Origin of the sequence: Bombella saccharophila (genome assembly GCF_026385475.1) — a bacterium.
Taxonomy (GTDB): Bacteria; Pseudomonadota; Alphaproteobacteria; order Acetobacterales; family Acetobacteraceae; genus Bombella; species Bombella saccharophila.
In genome coordinates this window covers 24,554-39,557 of the sequence record NZ_JANIDW010000002.1, presented here as the reverse complement: position 1 = coordinate 39,557, position 15,004 = coordinate 24,554, and the positions used below count along the sequence as shown (strand labels likewise).

The 15,004-nt window shown below is 51.0% G+C and carries 15 protein-coding genes and 1 tRNA gene; 10 read left to right on the top strand and 6 right to left on the bottom strand.

Annotation, left to right across the window (positions count from 1 at the left end):
• Nucleotides 1-22: 22 nt before the first annotated feature.
• The 7 genes from ilvC (at nucleotide 23) to NQF64_RS04440 (ending at nucleotide 6,241) form a co-directional block, all read left to right on the top strand.
• On the top strand, nucleotides 23-1,042 hold the full coding sequence (gene ilvC, locus NQF64_RS04470; RefSeq protein WP_155573405.1) for a ketol-acid reductoisomerase: 1,020 nt from the start codon (nucleotides 23-25) through the stop codon (nucleotides 1,040-1,042).
• A 203-nt stretch (nucleotides 1,043-1,245) separates the two neighbouring features.
• Nucleotides 1,246-1,725, top strand: coding sequence for an adenosylmethionine decarboxylase (gene speD, locus NQF64_RS04465; RefSeq protein ID WP_099026633.1), 480 nt, complete (start codon nucleotides 1,246-1,248; stop codon nucleotides 1,723-1,725).
• Nucleotides 1,726-1,869: 144 nt separating this feature from the next.
• The gene (gene speE / locus NQF64_RS04460) at nucleotides 1,870-2,766 is read left to right on the top strand and encodes a polyamine aminopropyltransferase (protein WP_266106818.1); all 897 of its coding nucleotides are present in this window, start codon (nucleotides 1,870-1,872) and stop codon (nucleotides 2,764-2,766) included.
• Nucleotides 2,767-2,789: 23 nt separating this feature from the next.
• A complete protein-coding gene (gene panB / locus NQF64_RS04455; RefSeq protein ID WP_266106622.1) occupies nucleotides 2,790-3,620 on the top strand; it encodes a 3-methyl-2-oxobutanoate hydroxymethyltransferase in 831 nt (276 codons plus the stop codon).
• 67 nt (nucleotides 3,621-3,687) lie between these two features.
• Nucleotides 3,688-4,830, top strand: a complete 1,143-nt coding sequence (gene gcvT / locus NQF64_RS04450) for a glycine cleavage system aminomethyltransferase GcvT (protein ID WP_266106621.1) — start codon at nucleotides 3,688-3,690, stop codon at nucleotides 4,828-4,830.
• A gap of 129 nt (nucleotides 4,831-4,959) precedes the next feature.
• Complete coding sequence (locus tag NQF64_RS04445) at nucleotides 4,960-5,262, top strand: putative quinol monooxygenase (RefSeq protein ID WP_099026636.1); 303 nt, start codon at nucleotides 4,960-4,962, stop codon at nucleotides 5,260-5,262.
• A 25-nt stretch (nucleotides 5,263-5,287) separates the two neighbouring features.
• Nucleotides 5,288-6,241, top strand: coding sequence for an ROK family protein (locus NQF64_RS04440; RefSeq protein ID WP_099026637.1), 954 nt, complete (start codon nucleotides 5,288-5,290; stop codon nucleotides 6,239-6,241).
• A gap of 117 nt (nucleotides 6,242-6,358) precedes the next feature.
• Here NQF64_RS04440 and glnA read toward each other — a convergent pair whose 3' ends face one another.
• Nucleotides 6,359-7,819 (bottom strand): type I glutamate--ammonia ligase, encoded by a 1,461-nt coding sequence (gene glnA, locus NQF64_RS04435; protein ID WP_266106620.1) that lies wholly within the window; start codon nucleotides 7,817-7,819, stop codon nucleotides 6,359-6,361.
• A gap of 158 nt (nucleotides 7,820-7,977) precedes the next feature.
• Here glnA and tldD point away from each other — a divergent pair, with 158 nt between their 5' ends.
• Both tldD and NQF64_RS04425 read left to right on the top strand, forming a co-directional pair.
• Nucleotides 7,978-9,465, top strand: a complete 1,488-nt coding sequence (gene tldD, locus NQF64_RS04430; protein ID WP_266106619.1) for a metalloprotease TldD — start codon at nucleotides 7,978-7,980, stop codon at nucleotides 9,463-9,465.
• Between the two features lie 177 nt (nucleotides 9,466-9,642).
• Nucleotides 9,643-10,770, top strand: a complete 1,128-nt coding sequence (locus NQF64_RS04425; RefSeq protein ID WP_266106618.1) for a hypothetical protein — start codon at nucleotides 9,643-9,645, stop codon at nucleotides 10,768-10,770.
• A 59-nt stretch (nucleotides 10,771-10,829) separates the two neighbouring features.
• Here NQF64_RS04425 and NQF64_RS04420 read toward each other — a convergent pair whose 3' ends face one another.
• Complete coding sequence (locus NQF64_RS04420; protein ID WP_257875124.1) at nucleotides 10,830-11,153, bottom strand: YggT family protein; 324 nt, start codon at nucleotides 11,151-11,153, stop codon at nucleotides 10,830-10,832.
• Between the two features lie 136 nt (nucleotides 11,154-11,289).
• On the opposite strand from NQF64_RS04420, the gene NQF64_RS04415 reads away from it, so the two are divergent.
• A tRNA-Ala gene (locus NQF64_RS04415) sits at nucleotides 11,290-11,365 on the top strand.
• Between the two features lie 100 nt (nucleotides 11,366-11,465).
• Here NQF64_RS04415 and NQF64_RS04410 read toward each other — a convergent pair.
• The 4 genes from NQF64_RS04410 to NQF64_RS04395 are packed head-to-tail and all read right to left on the bottom strand — an operon-like array spanning nucleotide 11,466 to nucleotide 14,945.
• Nucleotides 11,466-12,056 carry a PqiC family protein gene (locus tag NQF64_RS04410; RefSeq protein ID WP_266106617.1) on the bottom strand — a complete coding sequence of 197 codons (591 nt, stop codon included), beginning with the start codon at nucleotides 12,054-12,056 and terminating at the stop codon, nucleotides 11,466-11,468.
• Nucleotides 12,053-12,988 (bottom strand): MlaD family protein, encoded by a 936-nt coding sequence (locus NQF64_RS04405; RefSeq protein WP_099026640.1) that lies wholly within the window; start codon nucleotides 12,986-12,988, stop codon nucleotides 12,053-12,055. Before NQF64_RS04405 ends, NQF64_RS04410 begins: the two co-directional genes overlap by 4 nt.
• Nucleotides 12,981-13,775: an ABC transporter ATP-binding protein gene (locus NQF64_RS04400; protein ID WP_407651807.1), complete on the bottom strand. Its 795-nt coding sequence runs from the start codon at nucleotides 13,773-13,775 to the stop codon at nucleotides 12,981-12,983. The genes NQF64_RS04405 and NQF64_RS04400 overlap by 8 nt, the downstream gene beginning before the upstream one ends.
• A gap of 3 nt (nucleotides 13,776-13,778) precedes the next feature.
• A complete protein-coding gene (locus NQF64_RS04395) occupies nucleotides 13,779-14,945 on the bottom strand; it encodes an MlaE family ABC transporter permease (protein WP_266106616.1) in 1,167 nt (388 codons plus the stop codon).
• Nucleotides 14,946-15,004: the final 59 nt, after the last annotated feature.

Genomic DNA, 15,004 nt, shown 5'->3' with positions numbered 1-15,004 from the left:
TTGGAAAGGAAGGATGAGTACAATGCGTGTTTATTATGATCGCGATGCGGATATTAATCTGATTTGTGGCAAGAAGGTTGCCATCATTGGTTATGGCAGCCAAGGCCATGCCCACGCCAACAATCTGCGTGATAGCGGGGTGAAGGATATTGTTGTCGCTCTGCGGCCGGAATCTAAGGCGCGCGCAAAGGCAGAGGCAGCGGGCTTCCGCGTTGTAACACCCGCCGAGGCCGCCGCTTGGGCCGATGTTGTGATGATTTTGACACCAGATGAAGGTCAGGCCGCTCTGTATAAAGAGCATCTGGCTCCGCATTTAAAACCCGGCACGGCTCTGGTGTTTGCGCATGGTCTGGCTATCCATTTCCGCCTGATTGAGCCAACTGCCGAGATGGATGTGTTCTTGATTGCTCCGAAAGGCCCCGGCCATACGGTGCGCTCTGAATATCAGCGTGGTGGTGGTGTCCCATGCTTGGTGGCTGTGCATCAGGATGCTTCTGGCCATGCGAAGGATATTGCTCTGTCCTACGCCTCTGCCGTTGGTGGTGGGCGCGCTGGCGTGATTGAGACGAGCTTCCGTGAGGAAGTGGAGACAGACTTGTTTGGTGAGCAAGCCGTGCTGTGCGGTGGGACGATTGAGCTTATCAAAGCCGGGTTTGAGACGCTGGTTGAGGCAGGCTATGCCCCAGAGATGGCGTATTTTGAGTGTCTGCATGAGATGAAATTGATTGTGGATCTGCTTTATGAAGGTGGTATCTCCAACGTCAATTACTCCATCTCCAACACGGCGGAATATGGGGAATATGTCAGCGGGCCGCGCGTTGTGACCCCTGCGGCAAAAGATGCCATGCGTGCTGTGCTGAAGGATATTCAGGATGGGACATTCGTGCGGAACTTCATCTTGGAGAATCAATCCGGTAATGTTGGCTTTAAGGCATCCCGTGCCCGTGATGAACAACATCAGATTGAGAAGGTCGGGGCAAAATTGCGTGAGATGATGCCGTGGATTGCTAAAAACAAGCTAGTTGATAAAACACGCAACTAATAAAGCCTGCGATTTTTATAATCACAGTGATGTTATGGTTTAATGGGGAGGATTTTCCTCCCCATTTTTATGGAGTATTATCGTCGTTTTTCATTAGAAATTTAAAAAACAGTTGCGTTTAGCGTTATATTTTCTTAGAAAACGGGTTCGACACTCCTTCATTCGGGAAGGGGGGCGATAATCTGCTGGTTCAGGAGTACGTTATGGACGCACTTGCTCGACTGGGGATGGAATCGGACCTTCCGAGAGATATCCAGAACACTGAGGCAATTCACGCAGTCGAAGACTGTAAGGACTTTTTTATCAAGCAAGGTGGTGAGACCTATGCAGGTAATCATCTGCTTGTTGATTTCTGGAATGCCAGAAATCTGGACGACCCCGAACAAATAGACGCTACGTTAAGGCGGGCTGCAAAGGCAGCAGGGGCAACGATTCTTCATGGCCATTTCCATCATTTTACGCCAAATGGTGGGGTTTCTGGCGTGATTGTTTTGGCTGAGAGCCATATTTCCATCCATACATGGCCGGAGCGTCACTTCGCAGCGGTGGATATCTTCATGTGTGGTGTGTGCGACCCTAACCGGTCGGTCCCTGTTATGCAGGAGCTTTTTCAAGCTGGCCGTGTGGAGATAGATGCGTTCAAGCGTGGGCGTGTCAGTGCGACAAGGCATACAGGGCGGTAAGCCGAGCGGGGAAGGGGTTTAGGCGTCTTCCCAATTTCCCTACAATAAAAGGTTATAGGCCCCTGCATTTTGTAAGGCAGCGGGGCATAGCTGGCTATGAGCGTGCTTATTTTGGGCACGCATCCATGGCTAGGTGATGACATGATGAAAGGATGGGCCGTGTCTTCTGGCATATCTTCCGAGGCGTGGTTTAACGAGGCTTTATATCCTGATTGGGGCCAACGCTTTAAAGTGGTGAAAGAGCTTGTGCATAAACGCTCGCCTTTCCAAGATATTCGTATCTTTGAGAGCAGCAGCCACGGCCGTGTTTTGGTGTTGGATGGCATCATCCAAATTACCGAGCGTGATGAGTTTATTTATCAAGAAATGCTGGCTCATGTGCCACTTTTCATGCATCCGCACCCTAAGCGCGTTTTAATCATCGGCGCAGGTGATGGCGGGGTGTTGCGCCGTGTCCTCCAACATAAAACGGTGGAAAAAGCCGTCATGGTGGAGATTGATGGCGATGTGATCGAACTTTCCAAACAACACCTGCCGATGTTCGGCAAGGATGCGTGGGATAACCCGCGGGCTGATGTCATCGTGGGGGATGGGATTGATTACGTTAAAAAAGCTGATGATGGGGCGTTTGATGTCATCATCGTTGATAGTACAGACCCTATCGGCGTGGGTGATGTACTCTTTACGGATGATTTTTATAAGAATTGCGCGCGCATCCTCTCAGATGAAGGGATTATCGTGAATCAATGCGGTGTGCCCTTCCAACAGGCGGATGAGCTGCGGGAGACCACAGCACGGCGGGCGAAGTTCTTCCCGCATGTGACGGCCTATCTTGCGGCAGTGCCGACTTATGTTGGCGGTTTTATGACCCTTGGGATGGCGAAAAAGGGCACCGCACCGCATAAGTTAGAGCTAGCGACGTTACAAAAAAGAGCGCAAGAAAGCGGGATTGCGGAAAGCTGCCAGTATTGGACGCCAGAGGTGCATATTGCCTCTTTCAGCCTTCCGCCTTATATCGCCCAAAACCTCCCACGCTCATAATGGTATAGAGAAGGACCCCTACCATGCGCCGGATGACACTTGCGGACTTCCAGAAGATGAAGGATGAAGGCCGGCCCATCGCCATGGTGACAGCCTATGATTACGCCTCGGCTTTAATTGCGGAGCAAGCGGGCGTGCCGGCTATTTTGGTAGGGGATTCCCTCGGCATGGTTATGCAGGGGCAGGATACAACCTTACCTGTGCGTGTAGAGGATATGATCTACCATGCCCGCATGGTCATGCGCGGGAGCCGTAAAGCCCTTGTGGTGGTGGATTTGCCTTTTCTGTCTTACGCGACAGAGCAAGATGCGGTGGATGCAGCACGGCGCGTTATGCAAGAGGGGGGCGGCCAAGCCCTTAAATTGGAGGGCGGGCGTGAGATTGTCCCGATAGTGCAGCGTTTAACAGCAATGGGCGTGCCGGTGATGGGTCATTTGGGGCTTACGCCACAAGCGCAACATCAAATCGGCTTGCGCGCTCAGGCAAAAGAGGTGCGGGCAGCGCGTAAATTACTTGATGATGCGCGTGCGTTAGAGGAAGCTGGTGCTTTTGGGATTGTGCTAGAGGTTATCCCGGCAGATTTAGCGGCTTTGGTCTCTAAAGAGGTGCGTATTCCCACAATCGGCATTGGGGCTGGTGCGGGGTGCGATGGGCAGGTCCAAGTCTGGCATGATGTGCTAGGGCTGTTTGAGGGGAAATCGCCTCGTCATGCGCATCGTTTTGCAGAAATTGGGGCGCAGATGGTTGGGGCTTTATCTCATTATGTAAAGCAGGTGGAGGAAGGTTCTTTCCCCACAAAGGCGCAGAGTGTCAGTATGGCCCCCGATATTTTGGCCGCTCTTACAGCGGAGTGAGATTGTCAGAGAGGGGGGAAGCTGGCAAAGTGCCGTTTTTCCCTGTCTTGCAGGAATAAAGATAGACATGATGGATGAGACAATACAGCCTAGCCCCCTTCGGGCACTCCATGAGGAGCTTAAAGCTCAGATGGAAGGGTTTGATGGGTACGAATTGCCAGCACAATATCCCTCCGGGGCTGAGGTAGAGCATCTTCATACGCGCAAACAGGCTGGTTTGTTTGATATCTCCTTTTTAGGCCAAGTGCGGGTGCGCTCTAAGGAGGGGAATCTTGCCATCGTGGCTGAGGCCTTAGAACAGCTTTTGCCAACCAATGTTATAGGGTTGGAAAAAAACCGAATGCTTTATGGTCTCCTCACAACAGATCAAGGCGGCATCCGTGATGACCTCGTCATCTCCCGGCAAGAAGAAGATTTTTTATTGATCCTCAACGGGCGTAATCGCGAAAGCAATGCGGATTATATTGAGAATGTCCTTGGTGAGGATTGCAAAGTAAGCCGTGAGTTCGACCGGGCGATGGTGAGCCTACAAGGCCCCGAGGCTGCCGATGTTTTGGGGCGCGTCCTAGGGGTAAATGCTATTAGTGAGATGCGTTATCGTGATTGTCACGATATGCCGTGGGAGAATGGAACCATCACGGTTGCGCGCTTTGGCTATACGGGGATGGATGGGTTTGATATTTGCCTGCCAGCAAATCTCGCAGAGGTTTTTGCACGCCGCCTTTTGGAGCATCCAGAGGTGGAGCCAGCGGGTATGCTCGCGCGTAATACGTTACGTTTGGAGGCGGGGTTATGCCTTTATGGGACGGATATTGATAAAACGACCTCCCCGGTAGAGGCCGCACTTGCCAATAATATTGCACAATGCCGCAGACCCGGTGGTGAGCGCGCGGGAGGCTACCCCGGTGCGGAGACCATTGCAGGGCAATTAGAGCATGGGATTTATCGCCAGCGTGTAGGGCTGAAGCCGCGTGATGAAACATCCCTCCCCAATGGGGCGGAGATTTTCTCTGATGCTGAAGGGCAGGACCGTATTGGCCGTGTTACCTCAAGCTGTTTAAGCCCGACATTGCGGGTTATGATTGGCATGGGCTATGTCACACCCGCTCATGCGGAGGTGGATAGTCAGATTTTTGCCAAGATGGATGACGGTACTATGCAGCCTATCACGGTGGCGGCTCTGCCTTTTGTCCCCTTTGCAGAGCGTTGATTGGCTCGGCCTATTAAACATAGCCGCTCTTCCTTAATAGGGCTTTACGGAACGTCTTTTTTGAGTGAGGCTTTGTAGGTATCCCTACATAGTGAGGTGTAGGGTGTAAGACGTTTGAGGAGGGTTGTGATGAGCGAGGCTGTTCATATTCTAGCCTTAGCGACAATTGCTAAGGGCAAAGCGGCAGAGTTGGAAAAAGTCGTGCAGGAATGTGCGAAGCACTCCCTGCAAGAGAAAGCTTGCAAGCGTTACGAAATTTCGCGTGATGCTGAGAATGAAGGCCGCTTTACTGTGAGCGAGATTTGGGCCAGCCAAGAGGGCTTTGAGGCACATCTTGCGACTGATCATTTTGGCGCATTAGCGGATTTTGCCAAGGAACATGGTGCAGAGCTGGAAGTTATTCGCCAGGTGCCACTGCATCCCGCCTCGTAAGCGGTAGAATAAGGAGTGTAACTCAATGGCTGATTATCGTTTAGGCATTGATTTTGGTGGAACAAAAATCGAGATCATGGCGTTGGACCGCAAGGGGCAGGAGGTATTGCGTGAGCGTATCCCTAATCCTGGTGTCTATGATAAGGCCATTGAGGCCATCCGGGATTTAGTCCGTAAAGCGGATGAGCAGATTGGTTGTGTTCCTGCTCATCGTATTACGGGGACGCAACTAACCTCCACGTTGGGCATTGGTATCCCCGGCTCTATGTCCCCAGAGACAGGGCTTGTACGGAACTCCAACGCAACATGGCTGAACAACCATCCCTTTAAGCGGGATGTGGAGGAAAGCCTTGGCCGCCCTGTGCGGGTGGAAAATGATGCGAATTGTTTTGCCCTTTCCGAAGCGGCCGATGGTGCGGGGGAAGGCTATGCCACGGTGTTGGGTGTTATTATCGGCACCGGCATGGGTGGAGGCATTGTTGCTAATGGCCGTATTCTCCCCGGGCGGCATCATATTGCTGGGGAATGGGGCCATATTCCTCTGCCATGGGCTAAGCAAGAAGATTTCCCGATGCGGAAATGCTTCTGCGGGAATGAGGGATGTCAGGAGCGTTATCTCTGTGGCCCGGTCCTTGGGGCGGAGTGGAAAGGCGAAGGCAATCGCTCCCCTAATGGGATTGAGGAAGCCGCGCGTAATGGTGATGAGGCCGCGATTCGCGCATTAGACCTTTATATGGATCGTTTTGCGCGGGCCTGCGCACAGGCTGTGAACTTCCTAGACCCAGATGTGATTGTGTTGGGTGGTGGGGTGTCTAACTTAGCCTGCATTTATGAGCGTGTGCCGAAATTGCTGCCACGTCATGTTATCACGTCACCTTGCACAACCCCGATTGTGCAGAACCGCCATGGCGATAGCTCTGGCGTGCGTGGTGCGGCATGGCTGTGGGATGTGAGTGAGAGCGGCGTGACGCATACATAGTAAGTCGGACTAAACGTACCAGCGTCATTTTATAAAAAACCGCCCGTTCTGTTATAGAGCGGGCGGTTTTTTATGAGCTTGCTCTGCCAGGGGGGGCAGAGCAGTGCGTCCGTTATATTAGACGGAGTAATACATCTCAAATTCAACAGGGTGAGGTGTATGCTCAAAGCGATACACATCCTGCATCTTGAGGGTGATGTAGCTCTCAATCTGATCCTTGGTGAAGACATCCCCTTCCAGCAAGAAGGCGTGGTCGGTCTTCAAGGCTTCCAAAGCTTCACGCAGGGAGCCGCAGACCGTTGGGATCATGTTCAGCTCCTCAGGGGGAAGCTCGTAGAGGTCTTTATCCATCGCTTCACCCGGATGGATTTTATTGCGGATACCATCCAAGCCTGCCATCAGCATGGCACTAAAGGCGAGGTAAGGGTTCGCTGTTGGGTCGGGGAAGCGAACCTCCACACGTTTTGCTTTGGGGCTCGTTGCATGGGGGATACGACAAGAAGCCGAACGGTTAGCAGAGGAATAAGCCAGCAGCACAGGGGCCTCAAAGCCCGGGATCAGACGCTTGTAAGAGTTGGTGGAAGGATTGGTAAAGGCATTAAGAGCCTTGGCATGTTTGATAATCCCACCGATGTAATACAAAGCTTCATCAGAGAGGTCAGCATAGCGGTTACCAGCAAAAAGCGGCTTGCCATCCTTCCAAACGGATTGATGAACATGCATGCCTGTGCCGTTATCACCATAGATAGGCTTTGGCATAAAGGTTGCTGTTTTGCCGTAGGAATGAGCCACATTATGCACGCAATATTTGTAAATCTGCATAAAGTCAGCAGATTTAACAAGTGTTGCAAAAGCCGTGCCTAATTCATGCTGGCTGCGGGCGACTTCGTGATGGTGTTTTTCAATCGGCAGGCCCATCTCACCCATTGTGGCGAGCATTTCGGCGCGTAGGTCGCTTTCACTATCAACCGGTGGGACGGGGAAATAACCGCCTTTACGGGCAGGGCGATGGCCCATATTCCCTTCAGGATAATCTTTCATGGAAGCTTCTGGCCCCTCGATGCTGTCGAGGTGGTAGGAGCCGTAATTCTCCCCCGTACCAAAGCGGACACTATCAAAGATGAAGAACTCTGCCTCTGGGCCAAAGAAGGCGGTATCCCCAAGGCCACTTTTTTTGAGGTATTCTTCCGCTTGTTTGGCTGTAGCGCGTGGGTCGCGGTTGTAATAGCCGTTGGTTTTTGGGTCGATAATATCGCAGATGAGGATGAGCTGAGGGCGGGCGGAGAAAGGGTCCACCACAGCGGTCTCAGGGTCGGGGAGAAGGACCATGTCGGATTCATTGATGGCTCTCCACCCTTGGATGGAGGATCCATCAAACATGAAGCCGTCTGTAAAACTATCTTCCTCAATCGTGCGGACAGTCTGTGTGGTATGCTGCCATTTGCCTTTTGTGTCGGTAAAGCGGAGGTCGACAAACTCAATGCCATGCTCTTCAATCAGCTCAAAAACACGCTTGATGGCGGCTTTTTGAGGGGAAGGGCGTTGTGTGGAAGGAGTGGATGCTGGTTTTTTCGCCATGGCTGCATGCCTCGCATATTTTGGACTGATACCAAAACGATTACGGGACAAAGAGCCTTCTGTCGAGTGTTTGCGTATAAACTTCCTTTTATGAGACAATTTCGCTCCTACTTTTTATAATATTTGCAATTCTAGGCTAAAAAGCCCATTTGGTGGTCATGTCTAACGCCTCACCCCTACAAATATCCGATGCCCTCTTTTTTCATGATGGTTTTTCATGGAATCACGATGACGTGAACAAACAACTCACCCATAGTCTTGCTGGCATGGATGATGGGGAATTGTTTCTCGAATATCGTGAGGATGAAACGCTTGGGCTGGAGAATGGCCTATTGCGGAATGTTGGCTTTACGCAATCTTCTGGTTTTGGGTTGCGTGGCGTTGTGGGGAGTCAGACCCTCTTTTCCCATTCGGACCTTTTGGGGATGGACTCGTTACAACGCGCGGCAGAAGGGTTCCGTCATATAGAGGTTGCGGCGTTACCACCCACCAACTCTGCCCCGCAAGGTACTGTATCAGGGGTGGATAGACGGCATGAAATAGCCTTGTATAGCGGGACGCATCCGCTAGAGGGGAGCCGCTTTGCCCAGCGGGCGGATTTATTGCGCGAGATTGACGCGTATGGCCGTGGGCTAGATAGCCGGGTCGTGCAAGTAAATGCCACATTGAACACGCAATGGCAGGTCGTACGGATTCTTCGCCCTGAGGCTTTGTGCCGTGGGGAGACTGGCCCGCTGGTGGATATTCGCCCGCTTGTGCGGTTGGATATTTCCGTGATGGTGGAGCAAGGAGGACGGCGAGAAAGTGGGCGTATGGGCCAAGGGGGCCGTTATGCGCTGGCCCGTTTGATGGCACCATCTTGTTGGCAGGCGATGACGCAAGAAGCCTTGCGGGAGGCTTTGGTGAATCTGGAGGCCGTTGCAGCCCCAGCGGGGGAGATGCCCGTGGTGCTAGGGGCTGGCTGGCCTGGTATTTTGTTGCATGAGGCCGTAGGTCATGGGTTGGAAGGGGATTTCAACCGGAAAGGGACATCCGTTTTCTCCGGCTGTGTGGGCCAGCGCATTGCCGCGCCGGGCGTTACGGTGTTGGATGATGGGACATTGCCAGAACGCCGGGGGTCGTTAATGATGGATGATGAAGGCACCCCGACAAGACGCACTATGTTGATTGAGGATGGCATTCTGCAAGGCTATATGCAGGACCGGCTCAATGCTCGTTTGACGGGTGTTGCCCCTACGGGCAATGGGCGGCGTCAATCTTATGCGCATGCGCCTATGCCGCGTATGACCAATACCATCATGGCAGGCGGTCAGGCCTCGGAGGAGGAGATGATTCGCTCCACCAAAAGAGGGCTTTATGCGCGTAATTTTGGCGGTGGGCAGGTTGATATTACCTCCGGCAAGTTCGTCTTTGCGGCGTCAGAGGCTTATATGATTGAGGAGGGACGCATTACAGCCCCTGTGCGTGGTGCTACTTTGATTGGTAGTGGTGCCGATGTCATGCAGCAAATCAGTATGATTGGGCCAGAGATGGCATTAGACCCCGGTATAGGGACATGCGGTAAGGCGGGGCAGGGTGTGCCTGTTGGTGTGGGGCAGCCGATGATAAAAGTGAGCGGGCTGACCATCGGCGGAACGGCCACTTAGAATCTTTTAAAAACAGTATATTACGGTGTGTTATTCTGTGTGTTCTTCTTTTTAAGAGGGCATAGATAAAACAAATGGAATATGTTTCAGATATAAATATTTCTCATTACACTATTGCAAAGTATCTTTTTGCTGTCGTAATGTTTTTGCATCAACAATTTTTGATGGTGCATCGCTATGAAGAAGTCCGTGCGTTACGCAGCCCTTCTCTCCAGCCTCGTGGCAGGCACGTATAGTGTCTCTGCACAACTTTATGCTGCAGATGTAGCAGGGGCTACTAGCGTTGGCACCATGGCTGATGAAAAGACGAAGTCTGCTAAAAAAGCAGACAAAACAGCCCAAACGGCACCTTCTGGGGGAGCAGCGCAAGTAGCTGCACCAAAGCCACTTGCTACAGAGAGTGCTGAAAAACCAGCCTCTAAACCATTGCCAGAGCAGTGGTATACGGGCTCGCTTTACTCCCCTTCTCCTGCTTTGCCTGTCCCGGGGATGATTGCGGTGGAGCCGTATGTAGCAGCTGGTTTACCTGCTGGTGCGTTTGACTCCAATGGTCACTTAAATACCCGCAAAGGGGCGGGGGGACAGCACTCTATTAGTCAGTTCTCCTTGGCAAAATATGGGATTACCGACCATCTGTCGATCTATCTATTGCCGACTTATAGCTATAGCTGGGGTGACCATCAAAAACATTCCGGTTTGAAGTTTAATGACCTTCCGGTGGAGTTTCAGTATCGTTTAACGCCGCATTATACGCCATCCATTACGCTTTATTTTGGTGTGAATACCCCAACAGGGGATTATAAAAACCTCTCCAATGCATCAGAGGGTGTGGGGCAAGGTGTTTGGGCGTTGCGTTACGGTGTGCATAGCCAGTTTGCGCTTCCTTTCTTTAAGCATGCGATGCGTGTGCGTCTTTGGGCGCAGGTGCGTCACCCCGTGGCTAGTACAAAACTGCGGAACATTACTAGCTATGGGACAGAAAAAGGCTTCACAGGCCGCGGCCATGCTGGCCCATATGGGAATGAAGGTGGCTCTGTAGAGCTAGGGATTACAAAAAAATGGGTCTTTGCTTTAGACCTGTACCATGTTTGGTCCACGTCTAATTCGGTAAATGGATATAACCGTTATACGAATAAAAATATCCATTATCGGACAGGTTGGTCCGGTGCGTTTAACGTAGGCCCGGGGATTGAATATAACTGGACGTCAAGCATTGGGGGAATCGTTGGTGTGATTCTACCGGTGGCAGGGCATAATACGTCTCGTTCTATTTCCCCACAGGTTGCGGTGTTCGCTGTGTTTTAATGACATGGTGATATTGGTGAAAGCCCCCCCGTTTAACATAAAACGAGGGGGTTTTTGTATTAGGCATGTGTTAAGAAGACTAATTTGAAGACAATTTTAAAGATAAAAGGGATCCCATATTGGATAGCGAGTAATAAAATCAGAGGTGAAAAATCCATCATCCCGGTAGAAGGTAGGATATTACGAATGGGCTGCAATACAGGCTCTACTAACCGAGCTAGCATCTCAACAAGGCCCTGTATAAAACTGTTAGAGCGGATATCAATGACACCAAAGCCAACTGCCATGGTGGCTAAGCAATAAGCAAGGATGATCCATGTATAAATATCCAGCACCATCAAAATAAGATTGACGATAAACATATAAAGATTAGCGGCAGTCATAAAGGGGTGTGTTCCTGATTTTACAAGCTAAGTGTCTCTCACCTAGCAGATTTCCTCAAAGCTGGCGATGTGGCTATTTAGCCTCTTTTACCTTGACAGGTAAGAGCCTACATGGTGTTTAGAGGGCAGACATCATGGGGCTATAGCTCAGTTGGGAGAGCGCCTCGTTCGCAATGAGGAGGCCAGGGGTTCGAATCCCCTTAGCTCCACCATGATTTTCCTTTTTGATAAATGGTCTGTTTTGGTAAGGGTGGGCGACTACACGCCATCGCCCTCCTCCTTTTTGTGCAGGAGAAGGACGATCGAGGGTTGTTATGGTGTTGTTGGGATAGAGCGGGAAATGTGATCCGCCAGTTGCACGACAAGGTTGCGCATAAGGGCTGCGACATCCGCATCTGTTTTCGCTGGCCCCTCTGTAGAGAGATGAACAATATTTTGTTCAATGGGTTTTGCTGCATCACGCGGGACAACAGCCCAATGAGCATTCAATACAGCATGGCCATTTATATCAATATCAAACTCTGAAATTGCGATAATCACACGCATATTTGCTGCTTTGACCAAAGGTTGATCGGTAAAGAGCATATGCGGTTGGGTGGCAGCGATCTCGTTCGTAATAAGGTCGGTCACACCAAGGGAGAGACGTGTCACCCATCGTGCATTTGGGCTGCGGCGAATCTCCTCTCCATTACGGGAGATGATGTCCTGGCAATCCAGATAATCAGGCATGACGACGCGGTCGATGGCGACGATGGTCGCATGAGGAGATACTTGGAAGGACTTATTATCGCTATGAGCAGGAATCCCCAATGTATAGAGGCGCAAAGCAGGGGAAGAGCAGCCAGCAAGGAGAGCGCAGCCCCCTAAAAGGGCGAGAGCGGTGCGACGGAAAGGAAACATCATGGCTTACGTCCCATAAGTAGAAGTTGAGGGTTACGTTCCACATCGCTTGCAAAACCGCGAAGCGAGGCCGCTGTCACAGCAATATCACGCAAGGCGGCATCAAGATTGGCGCGGTCGGCAGAACGCTCTGAAAGGATATCCTGCAAGGCGTTCAGCGTTTTTGTGGCTGAGGAGAGGGTGAGATGCAGGTCTGTCCCACGTTGGTCTAGCTCACTCGTGCCAGCATCAAGGAGGTGATTCATTTTCAGCAACGTTTCATCTAGCTGCGTATGGAGGTCCTTGATTGTATCGGTTGCGGCGATGGCCGTATCCTGAGCATGGTCAATCAAAGGCGGTAATTTCTGACGGAGCGTTTCGCTTAATGCGGTAATGGATAGGAGAGCCGTATCAGCATGTTGGCTGATATCCTTGATAGGAATTTGCTCTAGCGTGTTTTTCAATTTCTCCATAGCCGATAAGCGTACGGGAATTTCAGGAAGCTCTGTAATCCGAGGATGAAAAACAGCAGGGACAGATTTGTCGAAATCAAGCTCAATATCGGACTGCCCGGTGACAAGGCTTTGCAGATTTAACCCAGCGCGTAGACCATTATCAATCATCTCTTGGAAGCTGACACGGGTTTGTCCCGGTACGTCGCGGACAACGTGCATTTGTCCGGGTTCCAACGTGATAATGACAGGGATATAGGCTTTCCGGTCCGCAGGATCGAAATGCAGGGTAATGCTTTTTACTGAGCCGACCTTCACACCACGAAAATTAACCGGTGCCCCTACAGAGAGGCCGGAGATGGAGTTTTGGAACACCACAGCAACATCTTTAGATGAAGAAAAAAGCCTTAAATGCCCAAATGTCATGATGATGAAGAGAAGCAGCACGCTGCCAAGGATCACAAACGCGCCGATTTGGGTTTTTTTGTTTGTGCTATCAGACATGCTGTTCGGCCTTCTGTTCTGTCTGGGAAGGGATGGTGGCAGAGCGGTGCATAAAGGCTGTCACCTCCGGAATCGTACAATTATCAAGTAGCGCACGTGGCGAGCCATGGGTAATGGGTCTGTGCGTTTTTGCATCTAAGAAGATGCCATCATCAGCGATGGTAAGGAGGCTTGGAAGCTCGTGGCTTACAATCACAATTGTGGCGCCAAGCCCATCGCGTAAGCTGAGGATAAGATCATCCAAACGGGCAGATGTAATGGGGTCTAACCCAGCGGATGGTTCATCAAAAAATAAAATATCAGGCTCTAGGGCAATGGCACGGGCAAGGCCAGCACGTTTGCACATACCGCCGGATATTTCATAAGGGAAAAGATCAATAGCATGTTCCATACCCACAAGACCAAGTTTGAGGCGGACCAGCTCGGTAATTTCATCTGGGGTGAGAGAGGTAAACATCTCTAAGGGGAGGGCAACATTCTCCCCAACAGTCATGGAGCTCCACAACGCTCCACCTTGGAAGAGAACACCATAGCGGCGATTAATAGCCGTACGACGGTCATCAGGTTGAGCCCAATAATCCTCTCCCCCAACCATAATTTGCCCAGCTGTTGGGCGGAGCAGGCCGACGATGCTACGAAGCAATGTGCTCTTCCCGCAACCAGACCCGCCCATAACCGCAAAGATGGAACCACGCTTAAGGTCGAAAGAAACTTCCTGTTGGATGATCTTTGGCCCGAAGGATAATTGTAAATTACGGACGGAGATGAGTGTTTCTTGAGCAGACATCAATCAGATCCCGATGGCATTAGCGATGATAGCAAAAACAGCATCTAAAGCGATGATGCCAACAATGCCGATAACAACGGCGCGTGTGGCTGCAATACCGACATCTGCCGCACTACGCCCTGCCTTTAGGCCAACGCGGCAAGCAGCGAGTGCTATAAAGGCGGCAAAGAAAAGTGATTTAATAAACCCAAAAATAAACTGATTGAGGTCAACACCATCAAAAGTGGCTAACCAATATCCAACAGGAGAGATATCCATCATACTCATGGAGACGACAAAGCCACCAAATATGGAGACTACCGTGCCATAAAGGTATAGCAACGGCATCATGATCACGAGGGATAGGATGGAAGGAAGTAAAATATAACCAGAGACAGGAATCCCCGTTACTTGCAGGGCGTCAATTTCCTCATTGCCGAGCATAGTAGAGATGCGCGCAGCATAAGCCCCACCTGTACGGCCTGCCATGATGATGGCTGTCATAATGGCAGAAATTTCACGCGCAGAGGCAATACCCACTAAGTTGGTGACGTAAATCTCTGCTGCGAATTTGCGTAGCTCAATTAATCCTACAAAGGCTAGAATAGAGCCAACAAGGAAATTCACAATACTCACAATTAAGAGCGCAGAGGGACCAGCGTTCCATATATCGACGAGGAGATCCTTAAGGCGCATGGCACTTTTACCATGCATAGCACGCGCTGCCCCACGGGCAACGTCCATCGCTAGGGATGCCATAGTGCCAACTTCTGTCAGACTATTAAGGCATTTACCCCCCATACGAGATAGGAGACGCTCTTTATTTTGTGGACGTGGCGTAACTTCGGGCGGCTTGTCTGGTAAGAGAGCAAGTAGCCGCTGTGCTGAGGCTGGTAGGCTTTTCTCATCCAGTGGCAGTGATACTTGCGAGGCGGCTCGTTTTACACTCCATAAAAAAGAGATGAGACTAACATCCCAGTTTTGGAGAGCAGACGTATCGACAATAAGAGTTTTGCCAACAGTAGAGGAGGCTGAAGAGAAACCATCCTGTGGAAAACGCGCACCATTTTGTGTGTGAATGTCCCATGTACCTTTGAGGGCAAGACACAGAGTATCCTTACTCTCTTGCAGAGACCAAGAGGGAGCAGAGGATGATGTCTGAGGCATGGCGCGAGCACGCGTCTCCGTCATGGGCATAAAACCGATCCTTGATGTGCCTTGGGCATGATCCAGTGTATGGAATGCACCAT

Coding starts and splice junctions, on each gene's coding strand:
- NQF64_RS04425 (WP_266106618.1), top strand. CDS start 9,643: ATGAAGAAGTCCGTGCGTTACGCAGCCCTTCTCTCCAGCCTCGTGGCA.
- speD (WP_099026633.1), top strand. CDS start 1,246: ATGGACGCACTTGCTCGACTGGGGATGGAATCGGACCTTCCGAGAGAT.
- NQF64_RS04420 (WP_257875124.1), bottom strand. CDS start 11,153: ATGACTGCCGCTAATCTTTATATGTTTATCGTCAATCTTATTTTGATG.
- panB (WP_266106622.1), top strand. CDS start 2,790: ATGCGCCGGATGACACTTGCGGACTTCCAGAAGATGAAGGATGAAGGC.
- NQF64_RS04405 (WP_099026640.1), bottom strand. CDS start 12,988: ATGTCTGATAGCACAAACAAAAAAACCCAAATCGGCGCGTTTGTGATC.
- glnA (WP_266106620.1), bottom strand. CDS start 7,819: ATGGCGAAAAAACCAGCATCCACTCCTTCCACACAACGCCCTTCCCCT.
- ilvC (WP_155573405.1), top strand. CDS start 23: ATGCGTGTTTATTATGATCGCGATGCGGATATTAATCTGATTTGTGGC.
- NQF64_RS04400 (WP_407651807.1), bottom strand. CDS start 13,775: ATGTCTGCTCAAGAAACACTCATCTCCGTCCGTAATTTACAATTATCC.
- NQF64_RS04410 (WP_266106617.1), bottom strand. CDS start 12,056: ATGATGTTTCCTTTCCGTCGCACCGCTCTCGCCCTTTTAGGGGGCTGC.
- gcvT (WP_266106621.1), top strand. CDS start 3,688: ATGATGGATGAGACAATACAGCCTAGCCCCCTTCGGGCACTCCATGAG.
- NQF64_RS04440 (WP_099026637.1), top strand. CDS start 5,288: ATGGCTGATTATCGTTTAGGCATTGATTTTGGTGGAACAAAAATCGAG.
- tldD (WP_266106619.1), top strand. CDS start 7,978: ATGTCTAACGCCTCACCCCTACAAATATCCGATGCCCTCTTTTTTCAT.
- speE (WP_266106818.1), top strand. CDS start 1,870: ATGAAAGGATGGGCCGTGTCTTCTGGCATATCTTCCGAGGCGTGGTTT.
- NQF64_RS04445 (WP_099026636.1), top strand. CDS start 4,960: ATGAGCGAGGCTGTTCATATTCTAGCCTTAGCGACAATTGCTAAGGGC.
- NQF64_RS04395 (WP_266106616.1), bottom strand. CDS start 14,945: ATGACGGAGACGCGTGCTCGCGCCATGCCTCAGACATCATCCTCTGCT.